Origin of the sequence: Mycolicibacterium psychrotolerans, from assembly GCF_010729305.1 — a bacterium.
Classification (GTDB): Bacteria; Actinomycetota; Actinomycetes; order Mycobacteriales; family Mycobacteriaceae; genus Mycobacterium; species Mycobacterium psychrotolerans.
Genome location: NZ_AP022574.1, coordinates 4,697,591 through 4,714,919, shown reverse-complemented (window position 1 = coordinate 4,714,919; position 17,329 = coordinate 4,697,591). Strand labels below are relative to the sequence as shown.

At 70.0% G+C, this 17,329-nt stretch carries 18 protein-coding genes and 1 pseudogene; 10 read left to right on the top strand and 9 right to left on the bottom strand.

From position 1 onward, the window contains the following. Window positions 1–29 precede the first annotated feature (29 nt). Window positions 30–770 carry a TetR/AcrR family transcriptional regulator gene (locus tag G6N45_RS22935; RefSeq protein WP_163725149.1) on the top strand — a complete coding sequence of 247 codons (741 nt, stop codon included), beginning with the start codon at window positions 30–32 and terminating at the stop codon, window positions 768–770. On the opposite strand, the gene G6N45_RS22930 is transcribed toward G6N45_RS22935, so the two are convergent. Further along, window positions 682–1,572, bottom strand: coding sequence for an adenylate/guanylate cyclase domain-containing protein (locus G6N45_RS22930; protein ID WP_163725145.1), 891 nt, complete (start codon window positions 1,570–1,572; stop codon window positions 682–684). The genes G6N45_RS22935 and G6N45_RS22930 overlap by 89 nt on opposite strands. A gap of 265 nt (window positions 1,573–1,837) precedes the next feature. Here G6N45_RS22930 and G6N45_RS22925 point away from each other — a divergent pair, with 265 nt between their 5' ends. From G6N45_RS22925 to nrdF, 6 genes are all read left to right on the top strand, one after another. Continuing rightward, on the top strand, window positions 1,838–3,328 hold the full coding sequence (locus tag G6N45_RS22925; protein ID WP_246229171.1) for an HD domain-containing phosphohydrolase: 1,491 nt from the start codon (window positions 1,838–1,840) through the stop codon (window positions 3,326–3,328). Window positions 3,329–3,477: 149 nt separating this feature from the next. Next, a complete protein-coding gene (locus G6N45_RS22920) occupies window positions 3,478–5,157 on the top strand; it encodes an ATP-binding cassette domain-containing protein (protein WP_163725139.1) in 1,680 nt (559 codons plus the stop codon). After that, on the top strand, window positions 5,112–6,050 hold the full coding sequence (locus G6N45_RS22915; RefSeq protein WP_163725137.1) for a GAF domain-containing protein: 939 nt from the start codon (window positions 5,112–5,114) through the stop codon (window positions 6,048–6,050). The genes G6N45_RS22920 and G6N45_RS22915 overlap by 46 nt, the downstream gene beginning before the upstream one ends. A gap of 17 nt (window positions 6,051–6,067) precedes the next feature. After that, entirely contained in the window at window positions 6,068–6,853 is a 786-nt protein-coding gene (locus G6N45_RS22910) for a GAF domain-containing protein (RefSeq protein ID WP_163725134.1), read from the top strand. Between the two features lie 74 nt (window positions 6,854–6,927). Further along, window positions 6,928–7,635 (top strand): GAF and ANTAR domain-containing protein, encoded by a 708-nt coding sequence (locus G6N45_RS22905; RefSeq protein ID WP_246228768.1) that lies wholly within the window; start codon window positions 6,928–6,930, stop codon window positions 7,633–7,635. A 132-nt stretch (window positions 7,636–7,767) separates the two neighbouring features. Next, complete coding sequence (nrdF, locus tag G6N45_RS22900) at window positions 7,768–8,730, top strand: class 1b ribonucleoside-diphosphate reductase subunit beta (RefSeq protein ID WP_043407313.1); 963 nt, start codon at window positions 7,768–7,770, stop codon at window positions 8,728–8,730. A gap of 93 nt (window positions 8,731–8,823) precedes the next feature. Here the strand turns inward: nrdF and G6N45_RS22895 are convergent, their stop codons facing one another. Genes G6N45_RS22895 through G6N45_RS22870 form a run of 6 tightly spaced genes read right to left on the bottom strand, consistent with a single transcriptional unit; the run spans window position 8,824 to window position 12,745 of the window. Next, on the bottom strand, window positions 8,824–9,300 hold the full coding sequence (locus G6N45_RS22895; protein WP_057147608.1) for a DUF2231 domain-containing protein: 477 nt from the start codon (window positions 9,298–9,300) through the stop codon (window positions 8,824–8,826). A gap of 53 nt (window positions 9,301–9,353) precedes the next feature. Continuing rightward, complete coding sequence (locus tag G6N45_RS22890; RefSeq protein WP_163725130.1) at window positions 9,354–9,584, bottom strand: ferredoxin; 231 nt, start codon at window positions 9,582–9,584, stop codon at window positions 9,354–9,356. Further along, on the bottom strand, window positions 9,581–10,810 hold the full coding sequence (locus tag G6N45_RS22885) for an NADH-ubiquinone oxidoreductase-F iron-sulfur binding region domain-containing protein (protein ID WP_163725127.1): 1,230 nt from the start codon (window positions 10,808–10,810) through the stop codon (window positions 9,581–9,583). The genes G6N45_RS22890 and G6N45_RS22885 overlap by 4 nt, the downstream gene beginning before the upstream one ends. After that, complete coding sequence (locus G6N45_RS22880) at window positions 10,807–11,367, bottom strand: ferric reductase-like transmembrane domain-containing protein (protein ID WP_163725124.1); 561 nt, start codon at window positions 11,365–11,367, stop codon at window positions 10,807–10,809. The genes G6N45_RS22885 and G6N45_RS22880 overlap by 4 nt, the downstream gene beginning before the upstream one ends. Then, the gene (locus G6N45_RS22875; protein WP_163725120.1) at window positions 11,364–12,266 is read right to left on the bottom strand and encodes an FAD:protein FMN transferase; all 903 of its coding nucleotides are present in this window, start codon (window positions 12,264–12,266) and stop codon (window positions 11,364–11,366) included. Before G6N45_RS22875 ends, G6N45_RS22880 begins: the two co-directional genes overlap by 4 nt. After that, window positions 12,263–12,745: a hypothetical protein gene (locus tag G6N45_RS22870; protein WP_163725117.1), complete on the bottom strand. Its 483-nt coding sequence runs from the start codon at window positions 12,743–12,745 to the stop codon at window positions 12,263–12,265. Before G6N45_RS22870 ends, G6N45_RS22875 begins: the two co-directional genes overlap by 4 nt. 62 nt (window positions 12,746–12,807) lie before the next feature. Between G6N45_RS22870 and G6N45_RS22865 the strand changes: the two genes are divergently transcribed. Both G6N45_RS22865 and G6N45_RS22860 read left to right on the top strand, forming a co-directional pair. Next, window positions 12,808–13,482 carry a response regulator transcription factor gene (locus tag G6N45_RS22865; RefSeq protein WP_057147602.1) on the top strand — a complete coding sequence of 225 codons (675 nt, stop codon included), beginning with the start codon at window positions 12,808–12,810 and terminating at the stop codon, window positions 13,480–13,482. Beyond that, the gene (locus tag G6N45_RS22860; RefSeq protein ID WP_163725114.1) at window positions 13,479–14,693 is read left to right on the top strand and encodes a sensor histidine kinase; all 1,215 of its coding nucleotides are present in this window, start codon (window positions 13,479–13,481) and stop codon (window positions 14,691–14,693) included. The genes G6N45_RS22865 and G6N45_RS22860 overlap by 4 nt, the downstream gene beginning before the upstream one ends. A gap of 17 nt (window positions 14,694–14,710) precedes the next feature. Here G6N45_RS22860 and G6N45_RS22855 read toward each other — a convergent pair whose 3' ends face one another. Continuing rightward, window positions 14,711–16,213 (bottom strand): GAF domain-containing sensor histidine kinase, encoded by a 1,503-nt coding sequence (locus G6N45_RS22855; protein ID WP_246228767.1) that lies wholly within the window; start codon window positions 16,211–16,213, stop codon window positions 14,711–14,713. 72 nt (window positions 16,214–16,285) lie between these two features. Here G6N45_RS22855 and G6N45_RS22850 point away from each other — a divergent pair. Further along, window positions 16,286–16,660 (top strand): annotated as a pseudogene (locus tag G6N45_RS22850) (LytR/AlgR family response regulator transcription factor). Here the strand turns inward: G6N45_RS22850 and G6N45_RS22845 are convergent. Further along, a complete protein-coding gene (locus tag G6N45_RS22845) occupies window positions 16,638–17,291 on the bottom strand; it encodes a response regulator transcription factor (RefSeq protein WP_163725112.1) in 654 nt (217 codons plus the stop codon). The pseudogene G6N45_RS22850 and the gene G6N45_RS22845 overlap by 23 nt on opposite strands. Window positions 17,292–17,329: the final 38 nt, after the last annotated feature.

Sequence of the window (17,329 nt, the reverse complement as noted above, 5' to 3'; positions counted from 1 at the left end):
AGCCGCCCCTGAGCGGGTACAGTGGCCGGGTGCGACGAGGGTCGAGGGCACGTGCTGCCGACGAGTCGGGCGTCAAGGTGGACGCCCGCAGTGAGCGCTGGCGCGAACACCGCAAGAAGGTGCGGTCTGAGATCGTCGACGCCGCGTACCGCGCCATCGACCAGCAGGGTCCCGAGGTCTCGCTGCGTGAGATCGCGGAGGAGGCCGGCACCGCCAAGCCCAAGATCTACCGGCACTTCACCGACAAGTCCGACCTGTTCCAGGCGATCGGTCAGCGCATGCGGGACATGCTGTGGTCGGCCATCTTTCCGTCGATCGACATCTCGACCGACCCGGCGCACACCATCATCCGTCGCGCCGTCGAGCAGTACGTTCGTCTGGTCGACGAGCACCCGAACGTGGTGCGTTTCCTGATGCAGGGCCGGTTCGCCGAGCAGACGGAGTCGACGATCCGCGCCGTCAACGAGGGCAGGGACATCACGCTGGCGATGGCGGACATGTTCAGCAACGAGCTGCGCGAGATGGAACTCGACGGGGCGGCCTTCGAGCTGGCCGCGTTCGCGACGTTCGGGGCTGCCGCTTCGGCCACCGACTGGTGGCTGGGCTCCAAGCAGGACACCCCGCGGCGGCTGCCCACGGAGCGATTCGTCGACTACCTCACCACGATCATGATGGGCTCGATCAACGGCACGTGCGAGGTGCTGGGCATCCGTATCGATCCGGACCTGCCGCTGCACGAGGGCGTGACGCGGCGCGAGCAGGTGGCCTGAGCGCCGGCGATCCACCGGCCCCCAGCACGAAGGCGTCGAGCGGCTGTGGCCGATCACGCAGCCGCAGCGTGCGCCGCTGCGCGTGCCCCACCAGGTCGTCGGCCACTCCCGAAGCCACCAGCAGTTCGCCGCCGGCCGCATGGCCCTGCATCCGGGCGCAGACGTTGACGGTGTCGCCGAGCGCGGTGAAGTCGACGACCTGCTCGCCGACGTTCCCGACGAACGCGGTTCCCGCGTTGACCGCCACGCCCACCTGCAGCCACGGCTCACCGTCGCCGTCGTCGCCGACCGCGGCGAGCAGGTCGAGTCCGGCTCGCACCGCCCGCTCGCGGTAGTGCGGACCGCTGATCCCCCGGACGAAGAACGCCATCACCTCGTCGCCGATCAGCTTGTCGATCACCGCGTCATGACGGAGGAGGCTGTGCGTCGCGGCGCCGTAGAACCTGTTGAGCAGTGACGCGAAGTCTGTTGCGGCCCCGCGGCGACCCAACGCTGTCGAACCCCGCACGTCGGCGAACAGCACCGCGACGTCGACTTCGGCGCCGCCGCCCGGCAGTGCGTCGCAGCAGCGGCTGCAGAGGTTGGGGTTCTTGCGCGAGGGGCGGAAGCCGGCGACGGACAGGACACGGCCGGCCACACCGCCGAACGGGTTGTTGCACAGCTTGCATCGGGGCTCCGACGGCAGGTAGCGAAACAGCCGACGGGCCCGCACCAACGATGCGTGACCGTCGGTGAGCACCGCGTCCCAGGGGTTCTCCCGCGCGGTCGAGGAGGTGGTGGGGGCCGCGATGAGCGTGTTCATCACCTGATGATCGCGTCGGGGGCGGTGGCACACATGGGGCATCCGCCCCATGCCGACCGGCTGTCGCGACGGCACGATCGGGAGCGTGTCGACCCTCCACGACCGCCCGAAGTCCGGCAATCGCCGCTGGAAGCACCTTCCGGTGCACGTCGGGGTGCACAATGAGCACGTGCACCCGTCGGGTAACGACTCGGACAGGGGACTGCGCAGGGCCGAGCTGCTGGCCGCGATATCCCTGGCGATCGACCTCGGGCTCGGCCAACCGATGGAACACATGCTGCGGTCCTCTCTGATCGCCACCCGGATCGCCGAGCGCATGGGACTCGACGCCGAGCGCCGCGCCACCGTCTACTACGCCAACCTCGTCGGCTGGATCGGTTGCCATGCCGACTCCCACGAGTTGGCGGCGCTGTTCGGGGACGACATCGCCTTCCGTGCAGACACCTACGGCGTGGACATGGCCGGACTGCCGTTCCTGCGCCTGATGCTCAGCCACGTCGGCCGGGGCTCACCGGGCTGGGAGCGCAGCGTCCGCGCAGCCGCCTTCCTCATGACGGCCCGCCACCAGGTCGGCGAGCTGATCAACTCGCACTGCACTTCTGCCGGGGTGCTGTCGGATCGGATGGGTCTCGACCCCGGGGTCGGACGCGCCCTGGCGTACATCTTCGAACGGTGGGACGGCCGTGGAATGCCCAATGGCGTTGAGGGGCAGGAGATTCCGCGAGAGATCCAGATCGTCAGGCTGGCCGACGTGGCCGAGGTGCATCTGCGGACGGGGGGCGTGTCGCGTGCCGTCGAGGTCGTGAGGTCGCGGCGCGGAACCCAATTCAGCCCAGAGGTGGCCGACGTCTTCGTCCGTGATGCCGCGGTGATCGTCGACGGGCTCCTCGACATCGACGTCTGGACCGCCGCGCTGGCACAGGCGCCCGACCGACACCGCACTCTGGATGCCGGCGAGGCCGACGACATGCTGCGCGCCGTCGCCGATTTCGTCGATCTCAAATGTCCTTGCTCGGCCGGGTATTCGCGGGCAGTCGCCGACCTGGCCGCCGGCGCCGCCCGACGTTTGCGCATGCCGTCGGTCGACGTGTCACGTCTGTACCGGGCCGGCCTGGTGCACGGGCTGGGCCGGCTCGGCGTGTCGAATCACATCTGGAACAAGAAGGGTCCACTCAGTACGGCCGAGTCCGAACGGTTGCGCCTCTATCCGTATCTGACCGGACGGATCCTCAGCAGGGTCGGCGGTCTCGAGTCGGTGGTGTCCATCGCGACCAAGGGCGAGGAGCGCATCGACGGATCCGGCTTCCCCCGTGGGCTTGTCGGCGCGGAGCTGTCGGCCGCCGACCGCCTGCTCGCGGCGTCGGTCGCCTACCACCAGCTGCTCGAGCCGCACCGCGACCGTCCCGCGCTCGACGGGCCTGGCGCCGCTCAGACGTTGCGGGAACACGCCCGGGCCGGACGCCTCGACGCCGATTCCGTCGAGGCTGTCCTGGCGGTGGCCGGACACCGGGCGCCGCGGCGCACGTCGCGCGACGGGAGCCTCACCCCGCGGGAGGTGGACGTACTGCGGCTCGTGGCGCAGGGCCGGTCGAACCGCGAGATCGCGGCCGAACTGCACATCGCCGAGAAGACGGCGCGTAACCACGTCGAGCGGGTGTACGCGAAACTGAACGTGAACAACCGCACGCAGGCCAGTCTCGCGGCGATCGACCGTGGTCTCGCCCCGTTCGTCGCCGAGGGCACACACCGACGCTGAGCGACGGCTTCGTATTGCCCTGCTGGACAACTATTTTCGCTGTCATCTGGAGGCGGCAGCAGAGTTGAGGCATATGCCCCATGTGATCGCCCTTCGCCCGGTCGAGGATCGAGAGGACACGAAGGTCACACTCACGAAGGGGTTTCCTCATGACCGACAACGCATTACACCTTCAGACACGACGGGGCGGGCGGATCGACGCCGTCGACGTCATCTGCCGGGCCGGCGGACGGCAGATCCTCGCGGAGCTGTCATTGACCGTGGAGCCTGGCGAACTGCTCGCCATCGCCGGGGGCAGCGGGGCAGGCAAGACCACGCTGCTGGAGATCCTGGCCGGACAGCGGCGACCGTCGGCCGGGCAGATCCGGTTCGACGGTTCCGCGCCGGGCGCCTGCGGTGAGGACGGCGTCGGATACGTCCCGCAGGACGACATCATCCATCTCGAGATGCCGTTGCGGCGCACGCTGCGCTATGCGGCCCAGCTGCGGCTGCCGGCCGGGACGACCGCCGACGAGGCGGACCGCGTGGTGGAACAGACCATGGCGGAACTCGATCTGACCGGCAGAGCCGACGTGCCGGTGCGCCTGTTGTCCGGCGGACAGCGCAAGCGGGCCAGCATCGCCGTCGAACTGCTCACCCGGCCGCGGCTGTTCTTCCTCGACGAGCCGACGTCGGGACTCGACCCGTCGACGTCCGTGGACGTCATGCACCTGCTGCGCGGACTGACCGAGCGTGGTGTCACCACCGTCGTGACGACGCACGAACCGGCCAGCATCGACATGTGCGACCGCGTCGTCTTTCTCGCTCGGGACGGCCACCTCGCTTTCGTCGGTACCCCGGCAGAGGCCCGGCGGCACTTCGGCGTGGCGGACCTCGCCCAGGTGTACGAGCGGCTCGCCGCGGAGGACACCCCGGCAGTCTGGGCCCGGCGGTTCGCGCAGCGAGGGGTCGCGCCCGCGGCGACCGAGCCGCCGGTGACGCCTGTCGCACCAACGGACCTCAGGCGCGTCGGTGTACTTCGGCAGTGGTCGCTGCTGACCCGGCGCAACGTCGACATCCTGCTGCACAACCGTCTGACGCTGGCGATTCTGGTCGGCTCGCCGATCCTGGTCACCGCGATGATGGCGACGCTGTTCACGCGCGACGCGTTCGACATCCGCACCGCCGCAGGCGGCGCCCCGGCGCAGATCGTGTTCTGGATCGCCTTCGACGGCTTCTTCTTCGGACTCACCTACGGTCTGCTGCAGATCGTCGGGGAGATGGCGATCTTCCGGCGAGAGCGAGTGTCCGGCCTGCGGGTCGGTGCCTATGTGTTGTCGAAGGTGGCGACGCTGCTTCCGGTGCTGGCCGCCGTGTGCGCTGTGCTCCTCGGGGTGCTGCGCCTGCTCGGCAGGCTGCCCGACGCCGGCTGGCATGTGTACACCCTGCTGTTCCTGACGATGGTGCTCGAGGCGACGTCAGCGCTGGCGCTCGGCCTGCTGGCCTCGGCCGCCGTCTCCACCGCAGCGCAGGCCGCCCTCGCCCTGCCGATGCTGTGCTTCCCGCAGGTCCTCTTCGGCGGGGCGATCGTTCCCGTCGATGCCATGGCCGCTCCCGGCCGGCTGATCAGCGCCGCACTGTCCAACCGTCACGCCTTCGAGGCGCTGGGCCGTCACCTCGATCTGGACCGGTACACCGCGACCGTGCCGGCGATGGCCGCCTACCGCGACACCTTCACCGGCGGAGCCGCCCACAGCATCGGCGCGCTGGCCGTGCTCACGGTCGGGCTCACGCTGGCCACCGTGTGGGTGCTGACCCGACGGTCGGCGCCGGCCACGACGCGGCGCTGAGCGAATGGCCTACCGTGGACGGTGACGGGGCAGGCGGCAGGCGGGAGCACACGATGAGCGGTCCGTCGCAGGACGACCCTTCGCGGCGCAGGTCGCCGGCCGGCGACTCCCGCGCCGGAGTGCCTGCCGCCAACGATCCGTGGCACACCGGCAGCGGTGGCCTGTTCGTCGGTGTGGGGGCGATCTGCGAGACGGCGGCCCGGCTGACCGGGATGGACGGTGCCGCGCTGGCGGTGCTGACCCCGACGAGCGTCCGGGAACTGGTCCACGCGACGGATGCCGTGTCTCAGCAGATCGACGAGCTCCAGTTCACCCTGGGGGAGGGTCCGTGTGTGGACGCCTACCGGCTGGGCGGGGCTGTGCTCTGTCCCGCTGTGTTGGACAACGACTTTCAGTCGCGCTGGCCGGCGTTCGCCACCGAAGTCGCCGAGATCGGCGTCGAGGCGCTGTTCGCGTTCCCAGTGCCCGGGTACGAGCGGCCGATGGGTGTGCTGGAGCTCTACCGGCGCACCAGCGGTGCCATCGGCGACCGGGAGGAGCGCGCGGCACACTTGTGTGCCCAGTCGCTGCAGACGGCCCTCGAGTCGAACTGGCGGGAACACCTCGAGCGCAGCTCGACCCAGGAGGCGGCCATCGACGCGGTCGACCTCGGCGGCGCAACGCCTTTGGCCTCGAATCCGTTCACCCGCACGCAGGTCCACATCGCCGCGGGCATGGTGGCGGTGCAGTTGAACGTGACGACCGCGGAGGCCCTCGATCGGCTGCGTGCGCACGCTTATGCTGCCAAGCGGTCCATCGTCGCCGTCGCAGCGGACGTGGTGGCGCGACGGCTTTCCTTCGCCGGATCGAACGGCGAGGGCCACCGCACGGACCCACGGGACGGACGCCGGTGAACGCGAAAGGCCGATCGATGAATGCAGCCCGCGACCGACTGGCGATCGGTGAGCTGACCAGGACGCTCACCGGTCGTTTCGACCTGCCCACCGTGTTGGACACGGTGGTTCACGACGCGCGCGACGGTTTCGACGCGAGTTCGGCCGCTGTTGTGCTGCTGAACCACGATGGCGAGGCCGACGACAGCGAAGCCCACGTCGTCGCCGAAGCGCTCAGAACGCCCACCGACCATGACCTGAGCTTCGTGTCGGCGGGTCCGGGGCTCGTCAGTGCCCGCGAGGGTGCCGTCACGATGATCGCTGACCTCGCCGATGCCGCAGACAGGCGGTGGCCGGCCTACCGCCGGGCGGCACGGGAAGCCGGGATGCGCGGCATGCGCGCCTTCCCCGTCGTCGTGATGGGAGTGTCCTTGGGTGCCTTGGTGGTGCACACCGACGACCCGTGGGGCAACGAGCGGCCCAACGACTTCGGCCAGGTACTGGCCAACTTGACCGCGATTGCGGTGTCCATCGCCCCTCAGGTCGATCGCAGACGAAGCGACGCCTGGGAGACCATCGACACGCTCCTGCAGGGGACGGTGGCGATCGCGAGCGCCACCGGCATCATCGCCCAGGCCCTCGGCCTCGAACCGGGCCACGCGCGGCTGGCCCTGCACCGGATGGCACGAGCGCACCAGAGCACCGTCACCGCCCACGCGCAGGCGATCGTGGCGGCGTTCGACCGCGACCCCGCGAGCATCGGGTCCAGTGGGCTGCTCGCGGCGCCCAGTGAGTTACCGGAGCCGCCGCACATCGGAGCCTGAGCGACGCCGCGTCGTATGCTCGTGAATTGGGTAGTACCAAGGGAGGCAAGGGAGGTAAGGGAGGCAAGGGAGACGTGGACCAACGGGGCGCGGACGACGACATCCGCATCGTGATGGCCCGGTTGGCTGCGGATTTCGCAATGCCGACCGACATCTCGACGATCTTGGAGCACGTCACGACGACCGCGGTGGAACTCATCGAGGGCGTCGACTTCGCCGATGTCCTTCTGGTCGACGTCGACGGCTACCGGTCAATGGCCGCGACCGATGCTCTGGCCGTCGAACTCGATTCGGCGCAGCTGACCTATGACGAGGGGCCGTGTCTGACTGCCGCCGTCGACGACGCCACGGTGTTGTGTCCCGATTTGGCCTCCGATGAACGCTGGCCACGCTTCGCCGCTGCGGCCCTCGAATCCGGCGTGCGGAGCATGATGTCCTTCCAGCTTTACTCGCATCCCACTCATCGCCCCGACGTCTCGGGTCGCGGGGCACTGAACCTCTACAGCCGGACGTACCGCGACTTCGGCGTCGAGGACCGCGCGCTGGGCGCGATGCTGGCCACCCACGCGGCGACCGCGCTGATCGCCGCCGACCGGGTCACCCAGTTCCAGTCCGCGCTCGCGAGCCGCGACCTGATCGGGCAGGCCAAGGGCGTGCTGATGGAGCGTTTCTCGCTCAACCCCGTCGGGGCGTTCACTCTGCTGACGAAACTCTCCCAGGAATCGAACACCAAGGTGCGCGACATCGCGGAGCGGATCGTGGACACCGCCGGGGGCGACTGACGCGACACGCCACCACAAGATGTGGCGTCGTCACCCGTTTTCGCACCCAACAAGTTGTAGTGTCGGTGGCGGCCTGTAGAACAGCTGACACAGGTGAAAATCCGGCGAAATGGGGTCCTGGTGTCCGAGGGAATGAAGCTGATCGACCGCGTCTCTGCGATCAACTGGAACCGCCTGCAGGACGAGAAGGACGCCGAGGTGTGGGAACGCCTCACCGGCAATTTCTGGCTGCCCGAGAAGGTGCCGGTCTCCAACGACATCCCGTCGTGGAACACGCTGACCGCGCACGAGAAGCAGCTGACGATGCGGGTCTTCACCGGCCTGACCCTGCTCGACACCATCCAGGGCACCGTGGGCGCCGTCAGCCTGATCCCCGACGCGCTGACCCCGCACGAGGAGGCGGTGTACACCAACATCGCGTTCATGGAGTCGGTGCACGCGCGCAGCTACAGCAACATCTTCTCCACGCTGTGCTCGACCGCCGACATCGACGACGCGTTCCGCTGGTCGGAGGAGAACCCGAACCTGCAGCGCAAGGCCGAGATCGTGATGCAGTACTACAAGGGCGACGAGCCGCTCAAGCGCAAGGTGGCCTCCACGCTGCTGGAGAGCTTCCTGTTCTACTCCGGCTTCTACCTGCCGATGTACTGGAGCAGCCGGGCCAAGCTGACAAACACCGCGGACATGATCCGATTGATCATCCGTGACGAGGCCGTGCACGGCTACTACATCGGCTACAAGTTCCAGCGCGGGCTGGCCCTGACCGACGACGCCACCCGCCAGGAGCTCAAGGACTACACCTACGAGCTGCTGTTCGAGCTCTACGACAACGAGGTGGAGTACACCCAGGACCTCTACGACGAGGTCGGTCTCACCGAGGACGTCAAGAAGTTCCTGCGCTACAACGCCAACAAGGCGCTGATGAATCTCGGTTACGAAGCGCTGTTCCCGCGCGACGAGACCGACGTGAATCCGGCGATCCTGTCGGCCCTGAGCCCCAACGCCGACGAGAACCACGACTTCTTCTCCGGCTCGGGTTCGAGCTACGTGATCGGCAAGGCGGTCAACACCGAAGACGAGGACTGGGACTTCTAGCGATGACCGAGCCCGCGGTGCGGGCGTGGATGAAGAAGAACCGGCCCGAGGAGTACGCCGAGAGCCAGCGCAGGAAGTAGGCCCGTCTCGTCCTCACGGGGCGGTCGTCGCCGCGACCCTGTCCTCCCACGCGGAGCGCGCCCCGGAGTCGCCGATCCGGTACACCTGGGCCGAGGTGGCGACGGCTGCGACGACGACGATGCCGACGACGGCCCATTTGAGCATCGGCTTGAGCGGTTGGTTGCGGTTCTCGCGGAGATGGATGAACGCCAGGAGCGCCGCGGCGACGAGCAGGCCCAGCGAGAAGTAGAGCATGGTGTCGCCGAGCTCGGTGTGGGTCCGCAGCAGTGCCGTGGGTTGAGTGCGCTGTTCCAGCCACTCGCCGGCTTCGGTCGTCACCGGCGTCAGGACGGTGGTCGCCGCGGCGAGCAGGACGACCAGCCACGTGAGGTGTCGCCGTGCGGTCGGCCACAGTGCGCACACGATCGCCAGGACGGCGGTCGCCGGCGCGAGCACCACGATGAAGTGGACGAGCAGGATGTGAACGGGAAGCCCCTGGAACGTGGACAATTCGAGCCCTTTCTGGTGGATGTGGTTTTCGGGTAGAGGTTTTCGTGCTCGAGCTAGGTCCGCGTCCTCAGGGACAGCGCGAGGCGTGGGCAGCGGTTGACTGCCATGCGCGCCTGGCGCAGGTCGTCGCGCGGTATCACCGGCTCGCGGGACCCGTCGCGGGCCAGGGGGTAGCCCCAGTCGTCGCGGCCGAGCACCCCGGGCAGCAACTCGGTGCACAGTCCTCGGCCATCGCATCGCGTCCAGTCGATGTGCAGCCTCCGCGGTGCCGCAGTGTTCGTCATGCGATCTCCAGGGCGGCGCCGCAGCGGCCGGTGCGATGGTGGGTCACGTCGTCGGCGAACATGTCCAGCGCGCTGCGAGCCAGTCGGACCGTGCCGTCGGGGTGGCGGCACGCGCCCCGACCGTCGACGAGGCTGAGCATCCGGTGCAGCTCGGCGATCTGTCCGTCCTCGACCCGGCCGTAGGCGAGGTGGTCGAACAGTTGAGCCAGCCGGGGAAGGCCGTTGCGGCACGGGCCGCATTGCCGGGCACCGTGATCGGCGAGGTAGGCGACGATGCCCGCGGTGTAGGCGAGGCCGCACTGCTCGGCAGCCAGCACATGGACGATGCCGGCACCGGGGGTGGCCCCGCGCGGCCGTAGACCCGCGCGGGAGAGGCGTGCTCCGGCGAGGCTCGCTGTGGGGATCCAGCTGCCGTGGTAGCCGCCGATCAGGACGGCTCGCGTGCTCCGCAGGTCGGTGAGGCCGCCGATGGCGAGGACGTCCGCCAGCAGGGTTCCGGTGGGCACCTCGACGACGCCGCGTCGCGGTACTGCTCCCGACAGCGTGACCAGCATGGTGCCGGGATCTTCGGGGTCGCCGACCGATCGGAACCACTGCGGACCGTAGCGGGCGATCAACGCGACATGGGCGAGTGTTTCGACGTTGTTCACCAGCGTGGGGCGTCCGTGCACGCCTGCGATCGACGTCGGGACCGTCCGGTCGCGGGGGATCGCCGGACCGCCTTCGATGCGCCGGACCACCGCGGACTCCTCCCCGGCGACGAACGTGTCGGGGGCGTCGACGATGGTCACCCGGCGCCGGTCCACTCCGGCCGCGCTCCGTTCGTCGAGGGCCTCTCGTACGGCGGGCGAGATGCGCCCCGGCACATAGAGGCAGACCCTGTCCGCGCCGACCGTCGATGCGCAGACCTGCAGACCGTCCAGCACCAGGTGGGGAGCGCGGGTCAACAGCACGGCGTCCTTCTGGCTGAGTGGTTCACCCTCGGCGCCGTTGCCGATCACGACGGCTCTGTCGCCGGTGACCGAGGCGATCTTGCGGCCGGTGGGGAACCCGGCTCCGCCCCGTCCCGTCAGACCCGCCTCGTGCAGCGACGCGACCACGTGCTCCGGCGAGTGGGCGGGAAGGGTCCCGAACCGTGTGTGGTGCTCGGCGAGGCCGGGCGTGCGGGCGCTGAAGAGACGTTGTGCGCCAGGCGGATTCGTGGGTGGCGACGAGCCGATGTTCATCGGCCGGCCTCTGTTCGGGTGTCGGCGTACTCGACGAAGTCGGCCCGCATCCGCCACACCAGGGCGGCGGCGACGACGGCGGCGCAGCCGCCCGCGAGAGCGAGGAACCAGGCCCGGAAGGCGTCGGTGCCCGCGCCGAGTGCGTGCACCAGCGCGACCGGCCACAACGCGTAGGCGACCCAGTGGATCACGCGGAAAGCGCGCAGGCCGAGGCGATGACGCAACAGGGCGCTGACGGTCACCACGACGAGGACGTCACAGGCGAGGGTTCCCAGGCCGAGCCAGACGGGTCGGTACGCGGCGAGGAAGGGAACGACGAAGTCGACGAGCCGTAGTTGGGCGTACGGGTCGAAGAACAGCAGGGTCAGATGCGCAGCCACCAGTCCGGTACCGGCCAGCGCGGCGACGCGGTGGACGTCGGCGACCGCGAAGCGGGGGAGTGCGGCGACGCGGCGGCCGGAGCGGGTCGCAATGCCCAGGGCCTGCGCGATCGTCAAGAACACCAGGGCGGTGATCCCGGTCCCGCGCCCCAGCGCCCACAGGGCCTCGCTGGTCATCGCCGGGCCTGCGCAGCGGTGCGGGGCCAGGCGCCGACGGTGTGCTCGACACGGTCGCGGTCCACCAACCGGGCCGACATCCCCAGCGCGTCAATCCATTTCAGCGCTGCCCAACCGCGCACGATCGCCGCGGTCGATACGGTGTTGGCGGCCCCACAGGTGTGCGCCGCGACGGATACCGTACGCCACACCGGATCCGCGGACCGGCCTGTTCGCGGGTCCAGGATGTGGTGCATCAGTATGTCGTTGCGCCGCCAGCCGCGCCGAAGGGTGCTGGAGGTGGCCAGTGCGGTGCCGGACGGCAACGCGACGGCGCTCTCCGGATCGCCGTCGACGTCGTGCACCAGCACCTGCCAGCCTCCGTCGGGCGCCGGCCCTGCGGTGGCGATGTCACCGCCCAGGTTGATCAGCACCCCGCTGCCGGTGACCTCGTGGACCCGGTCGGCGCACCGATCGGCGGCGACCGCCTTCGCGGTGGCCCCCAGGTCGAGCAGCACCCCGGGTGGCACGGTGACGACGCTGCCGTCGAGGGTGACCATCGACCAGCACGCCGGCGTGACAGTCGAGAGCACAGCACGGTCGTCGTGTTCGAGTGCGACCACTGCGGCACCCACAGTGGGGTCGACGTCGCCGTCGGTGTCCCGGGCCGCGGTCAGTGCGGCCTCCAGCAGGGTCGCCAGTGTCTCGCTGATCTGCGTCGGCCGACCACCGGAGGTGGTGAGCGCCATCACCTCGGAGTCCGGCCGGAACCGGGATGCGGCACGCTCGACCGCGTCCAGTTCGGCGTCGACCTCGAGCCGGGCGAGGTGCAGCGTGGCCGGTTCGGTCACGACGATGTGCATGTCGGTGCTCCAGCGCTGCCATCGGCTGTGCGCTAGGTCCGGGGCGTCGAGGGTCATGAGCCGCGCGACACCGTCACGTGCGGTGAGAAGCTCGGTGACAGCACGGTCGCCGGAGTGAGGGTGCGCCGGCGGGTGGTCGGAGGCGTCGCCGGCACGCGGGACTGCGTGGTCTGTGCAGGGGACGGTGCGGGATCGGCCGTCTGTACCGGAGTGGGCTCGTACGTCTGTCGGGGCGTGTACCGGGGTTCCGTGGTCACCGGAGCGGCCGGCGTCTGTGCGACCGTGGGCTCGGGCGCCGGCGGCGGCGTGTCGGTGGCCGTGGTCGACGGCGCCGGTGGCAGGGGCAGGTCGAGGACGGGCGACGGATCTCCCTGCGGCGGCGCGGGGTCGACGAGTACCTGCGCGGCGGACGTCGCCGGTCGGGCGGTGTCGGCGTAGGCCAGCGTGGAGGTGCCCGCGACGGCGGCGACGCCGAGCCCGGCCAGCGCCCACGATGCGGCTCTGGCGCGGCGCACTCCGGAACGGGGGGAATCCATGGCGCCGATGCTGACAGCCGATTCTTCGAGCCTTCGAAGAACTCCCGTGGCACGCTCGTCGAGTGCCCGACCGCACCGCGAAGCCGAGGCTGCTGATCGTCGAGGACGACCGCACCCTGAGTTCGATGCTGGTCGGGCTCTTCACCGACGAGGGGTACGAGGTCGAGGCCGCCCATGACGCTCAGCGGGGCCTGCATGCCGCACTCACGCGGCGCTACGACGCGATCATCGTCGATCGCGGGCTTCCGGTCATGGACGGCCTCGACCTCGTCGTGGCGTTGCGGTCGCGGGGCACGCCCACCCCGATTCTGATGCTCACTGCGCGAGGTGCGCTCTCCGACCGCGTCGACGGCCTCGACGCGGGCGCGCAGGATTACCTGGTCAAACCGTTCGAAGTACCCGAGCTGCTGGCCCGCATCCGCGCTCTGGTGCGTCGGCCGAACGGCGACTCGACTCTGCGGGTGGCCGGTCTGGCCCTGGACCGGGTGACCCGCACCGTGAGCGGGCCCGCGGTGAGAGGCGACGTCGAACTCTCCGAGCGGGAAGCTGCGCTGCTCAGCGTCCTGATGAGCACCCCGGGGCGCACCTACACCCGCGGCCAGCTGCTCAGCTCGGCATTCGACGGTGTCGACAATCCCGGCGTTGTCGACACCTACGTGCACTACCTTCGTCGCAAGCTGGGCCGCGGCATCGTGCGGACCGTGCACGGCACCGGTTACCGCCTGGGGGCGGGATGAGTCCGGGCAGCGACCTGGCCGTCGTGCGGCGCGCGGGTCGGATCGCCGCCCTGCAGGCCTCCCTCGCCCTGACCGCGGTGCTGCTGCTGGTCGGGGCGGTCATCTTCCTCGTCGACGCGCAGGTGCAGAAGCAACAGATCGCCGATCAGCTGACCTCGGTGGCCGGGACGGCCGACGACGTGACCGATCCGCCGCCGGGCATGCAACTCGTGCTCCGGGATCGGGCCGGTACGACCGCCGCCAGCGTCGACGGGCTGCCGACCGCGGAGCTGCTCGGGCGGCCGCCGGGCTTCTCCGACATGCGCATCGGTGAGGAGTCGTACCGCGTGCTGGTCGCCGACAGGCCCGAGGGCAGGGTGGTGGCGCTGCTGGCGCTGGAGTCCTATGAGGCGAGCCGGAACCGGTTGCTGCTGGCGCTGGGCGCGGCGGAACTGGCAGGCATTCTCGCCTCGATCGCGGTGGTCGTCCTGCTCACGCGGCGGTCGCTTCGACCGCTCACGGAGGCCCTGGCCCTGCAGCGCCGATTCGTCGCCGATGCCTCACATGAGCTCCGCGCTCCATTGACCGTGCTACACACGAGAATTCAACTGCTCGCCCGGCGCTTCGACGACGGCGACGAGCAGCGGACCAGGGAGCAGATCGAGGCGCTGGCCGCGGACACCCGGGTGCTGGGTGAGGTGATCGAGGATCTGCTGGCGTCGGCCTCGATGGCCGGCAGCGGGGTGCCCCGCGACCGCGTCGACGTCGCCGCCCTCGCCGAGGACGTCCGCGCCAGCATGTCCGAGCACGCCGAGTCCGCCGGGGTGAGCCTGGCGGTGAACCGCGACGTCGATTCGGCCGCAACGGCTTTCGTCGTTCTCGGATCGGCTGCTGCACTGCGCCGCGCGCTCACCTCCCTGGTCGACAACGCTCTCGCGCACGAACACGTCGGCGGTTCCATCGAGATCCGTCTCCGGCGGCGAGGACCGAACGTCGTCATCGACGTGCGCGACGACGGCGTGGGTGTGGATCCCGACGCGATGGAAGGCCTGTTCGCCCGGTTCTCCCACGGGCACACCCACACGGCGACCACAGGCCGCGAACGCTATGGCATCGGACTGGCGCTGGTCCGTGAGATCGCCGTCGCCCATCATGGCGACATCTCCGTCGAGCAGACCCCGGGCGGCGGGGCGACCTTCACGCTGACGCTCGCGGCCGCACCGCCGGCCTGAGAATGGCTCGGCGGTCCTCAGTGCTCGCCGACGGGGATGGCGGCGTCTATCCGGGTGCCGGCCCCCGGCTCACTCGTCACCGTGAGCGCGCCCGAGAGGGCCTCCACGCGGTCGCGCAGGCCCACCAGGCCCGAGCCGGCGCCCGCGGTGGCGCCACCGACGCCGTCGTCGATGACCGACAGGTGCAGCGTCTCGTCGTCGAGACCGACCTCGACGGTGACCACCTCCGCCTCGGCGTGCTTGGGCGCATTCGTCAACGCTTCGGCGACAACGTAATACGCGGCCACCTCCACCGACTCGGGCAACCGGCGGTCCACCCCGACCGCCAACTCGACCGGAACCGAGGAGCGCCGCGCCAGCGCCTTCAGCGCCGACGGCAGCCCACCCTTGGACAGCACCGCCGGGTGCATCCCGCGGGAGAGCTCCTGCAGGTCCGAGTAGAGACCGGCCAGACCGGACACCACACTCGACACCTGGGTACGCAGCGCCTCGTCGGCTGCCGCCTCGATCTGGCGCAACTCCAGGCTGAGCGAGACGATGCGCTGCTGTGCGCCGTCGTGCAGGTCGCGCTCGAAGCCGCGGCGCGCCTCGTCGGCCGCGACGACCAGGCGGGCGCGCGACGCGGTCAGCGCGGCCCGGGTCTGCGCGTTGGCGATCGCCGTGGAGATCAGGTCGGCGAAGTCGCCGATGTGGGCGTCGAGATCCTCGGAGATCGCCTCGGAGTCAAGGCAACCCACCAGCAGTGCGCCCAGCACCGCGCCGTCGACGATCAGCGGGACACCCGTAGCCGAGCGCACGCCCAGGCCGCGCAGCCGGGTCGCGATCGCACCGGTCGCCACGGCGTAATCCTCGATACGGGCAGGCGCACCGCGCTGCTGGATCCGGGCGCTGACGCTGTCCCCGGCCAGGGACAGCCGCTCACCGGTCACCAGGTTGGGCTTGCCGGGCCGATCGCGCGCGGCCAGCACGACGGCGGTGCCGTCGGATTCGAAGCGCAACAACGTCACCTGGTCGACGTCGAGGCTGTGCGCCAGCTCTTCGACGGCGACCGAGAACACCTGCGACAGCTCGGCGCCGCCGGCGACCAACGTGGCGACCCGCCGCAGCGCCGCCTGCTGGGCGGCCAGCGCGTCGGCCTGCCGCCTGCGTTGCTCGGCCTCGGCGGCGCGCAACCGCGCCTGGCCGACCAGGGCGTTGGTCAACAGCGCCAGCGTCAGGAAGATCGCGAGTGCGGGCGCGAGGCTATCGCGGCCTTCCAGATGCAGGTATGCGTACACCGCCGCACTGGCCAGCGATGTGGCGATCGCCAATCCGAAGCCCCACCCGGCCGACACGACGAGCACGCCCAGCAGCAGCAGCGCCCCGAAGGCGTTCTCGGGCGCGATCCGCTTGAGCGCGAAGACGGCGAGCACCTCGGCGACGAGGAAGGCGAAGGCCACGGCGATCCCGACACCGAGCGGCCGGGCGGTGGGCCGCACGACCAGGGCCAGGAGCCGGGTCGGAAGCGAACGCCAGGTCACCGGGTGATGGTAATCGCAGAGTTTCCTGTTAACAGGAATGCCATCGGGCGATCGCCGAGGCAAGCTCGAAGCATGACTGGAGTGCGCTGCCTGATCGTCGACGACAGCCCCGGCTTCCGCGACGCTGCGCGCGAGATGCTCGAGCGCGCCGACTTCGTCGTGGTCGGCACCGCGGCCGACGCGCAAGAAGCAGAGTAGCAGGCCCGCGCCCTGCGGCCGGACCTCGCGCTGGTGGACGTCGACCTGGGCGCCGACAGCGGTTTCGACGTCGCCGAGCGGTTGGCCGAGGTGGCGGTGATCCTGACGTCCACGCACGACGAACAGGATTTCGCCGACCTCATCGCGGCCAGCCCCGCCCTGGGTTTCCTGCCGAAATTCGCGCTGTCCCCGGTCGCGATCAGCCGACTGCTGGCCGGCCGAGGCGTCAGCGGCCCTCCAGGAACATGATCACCGCGCGCACCCGACGGTGATCGTCGCCCGTCTCGGGCAGGTTCAGCTTGGTCAGGATGCTGCGCACGTGCTTTTCCACGGTGCCTTCGGTGACCCACAGCCGCCGTCCGATGCCGCCGTTGGACAGGCCCTCGGCCATCAACGTGAGCACCTCGCGTTCCCGCGCGCTGAGCGCGGCCAGCGGGTCGTCGCGTTTGCGTGCCCCGAACAGTCCGGCCACCAGCGCCGGATCGACCACCGAGGCGCCGTTGGCCACCCGCGCCACCGTGTCGATGAAGTCGTCGACATCGGTGACACGCGTCTTGAGGAGGTAGCCGATGGCATGGCCCCCGGCGAGTAACTCCATCGCATGGTCCACGTCGACGTGCGCTGAGAGCACCATGATCGCGATCTGCGGTGATTCGCGGCGGATCACCTGGGCGGCGTCGAGCCCTTCGGTGCTGTGGGTGGGCGGCATGCGGATGTCGGTGAGAACGAGATCCGGCTGCTCGGTTCGGACGAGGTCCAGCAGCGCCGACGAATCGCCGGCCTGACCGACGACGTCCAGTCCCGAGCGCTGCAGCAGACTGGCGAGCCCTTCCCGCAGCAGCACGTCGTCGTCGGCCACCACGACCCGGAGAGCGCCCATGGTCTGACATTGTGACATCGCAGCGGCCGGGCGCGACC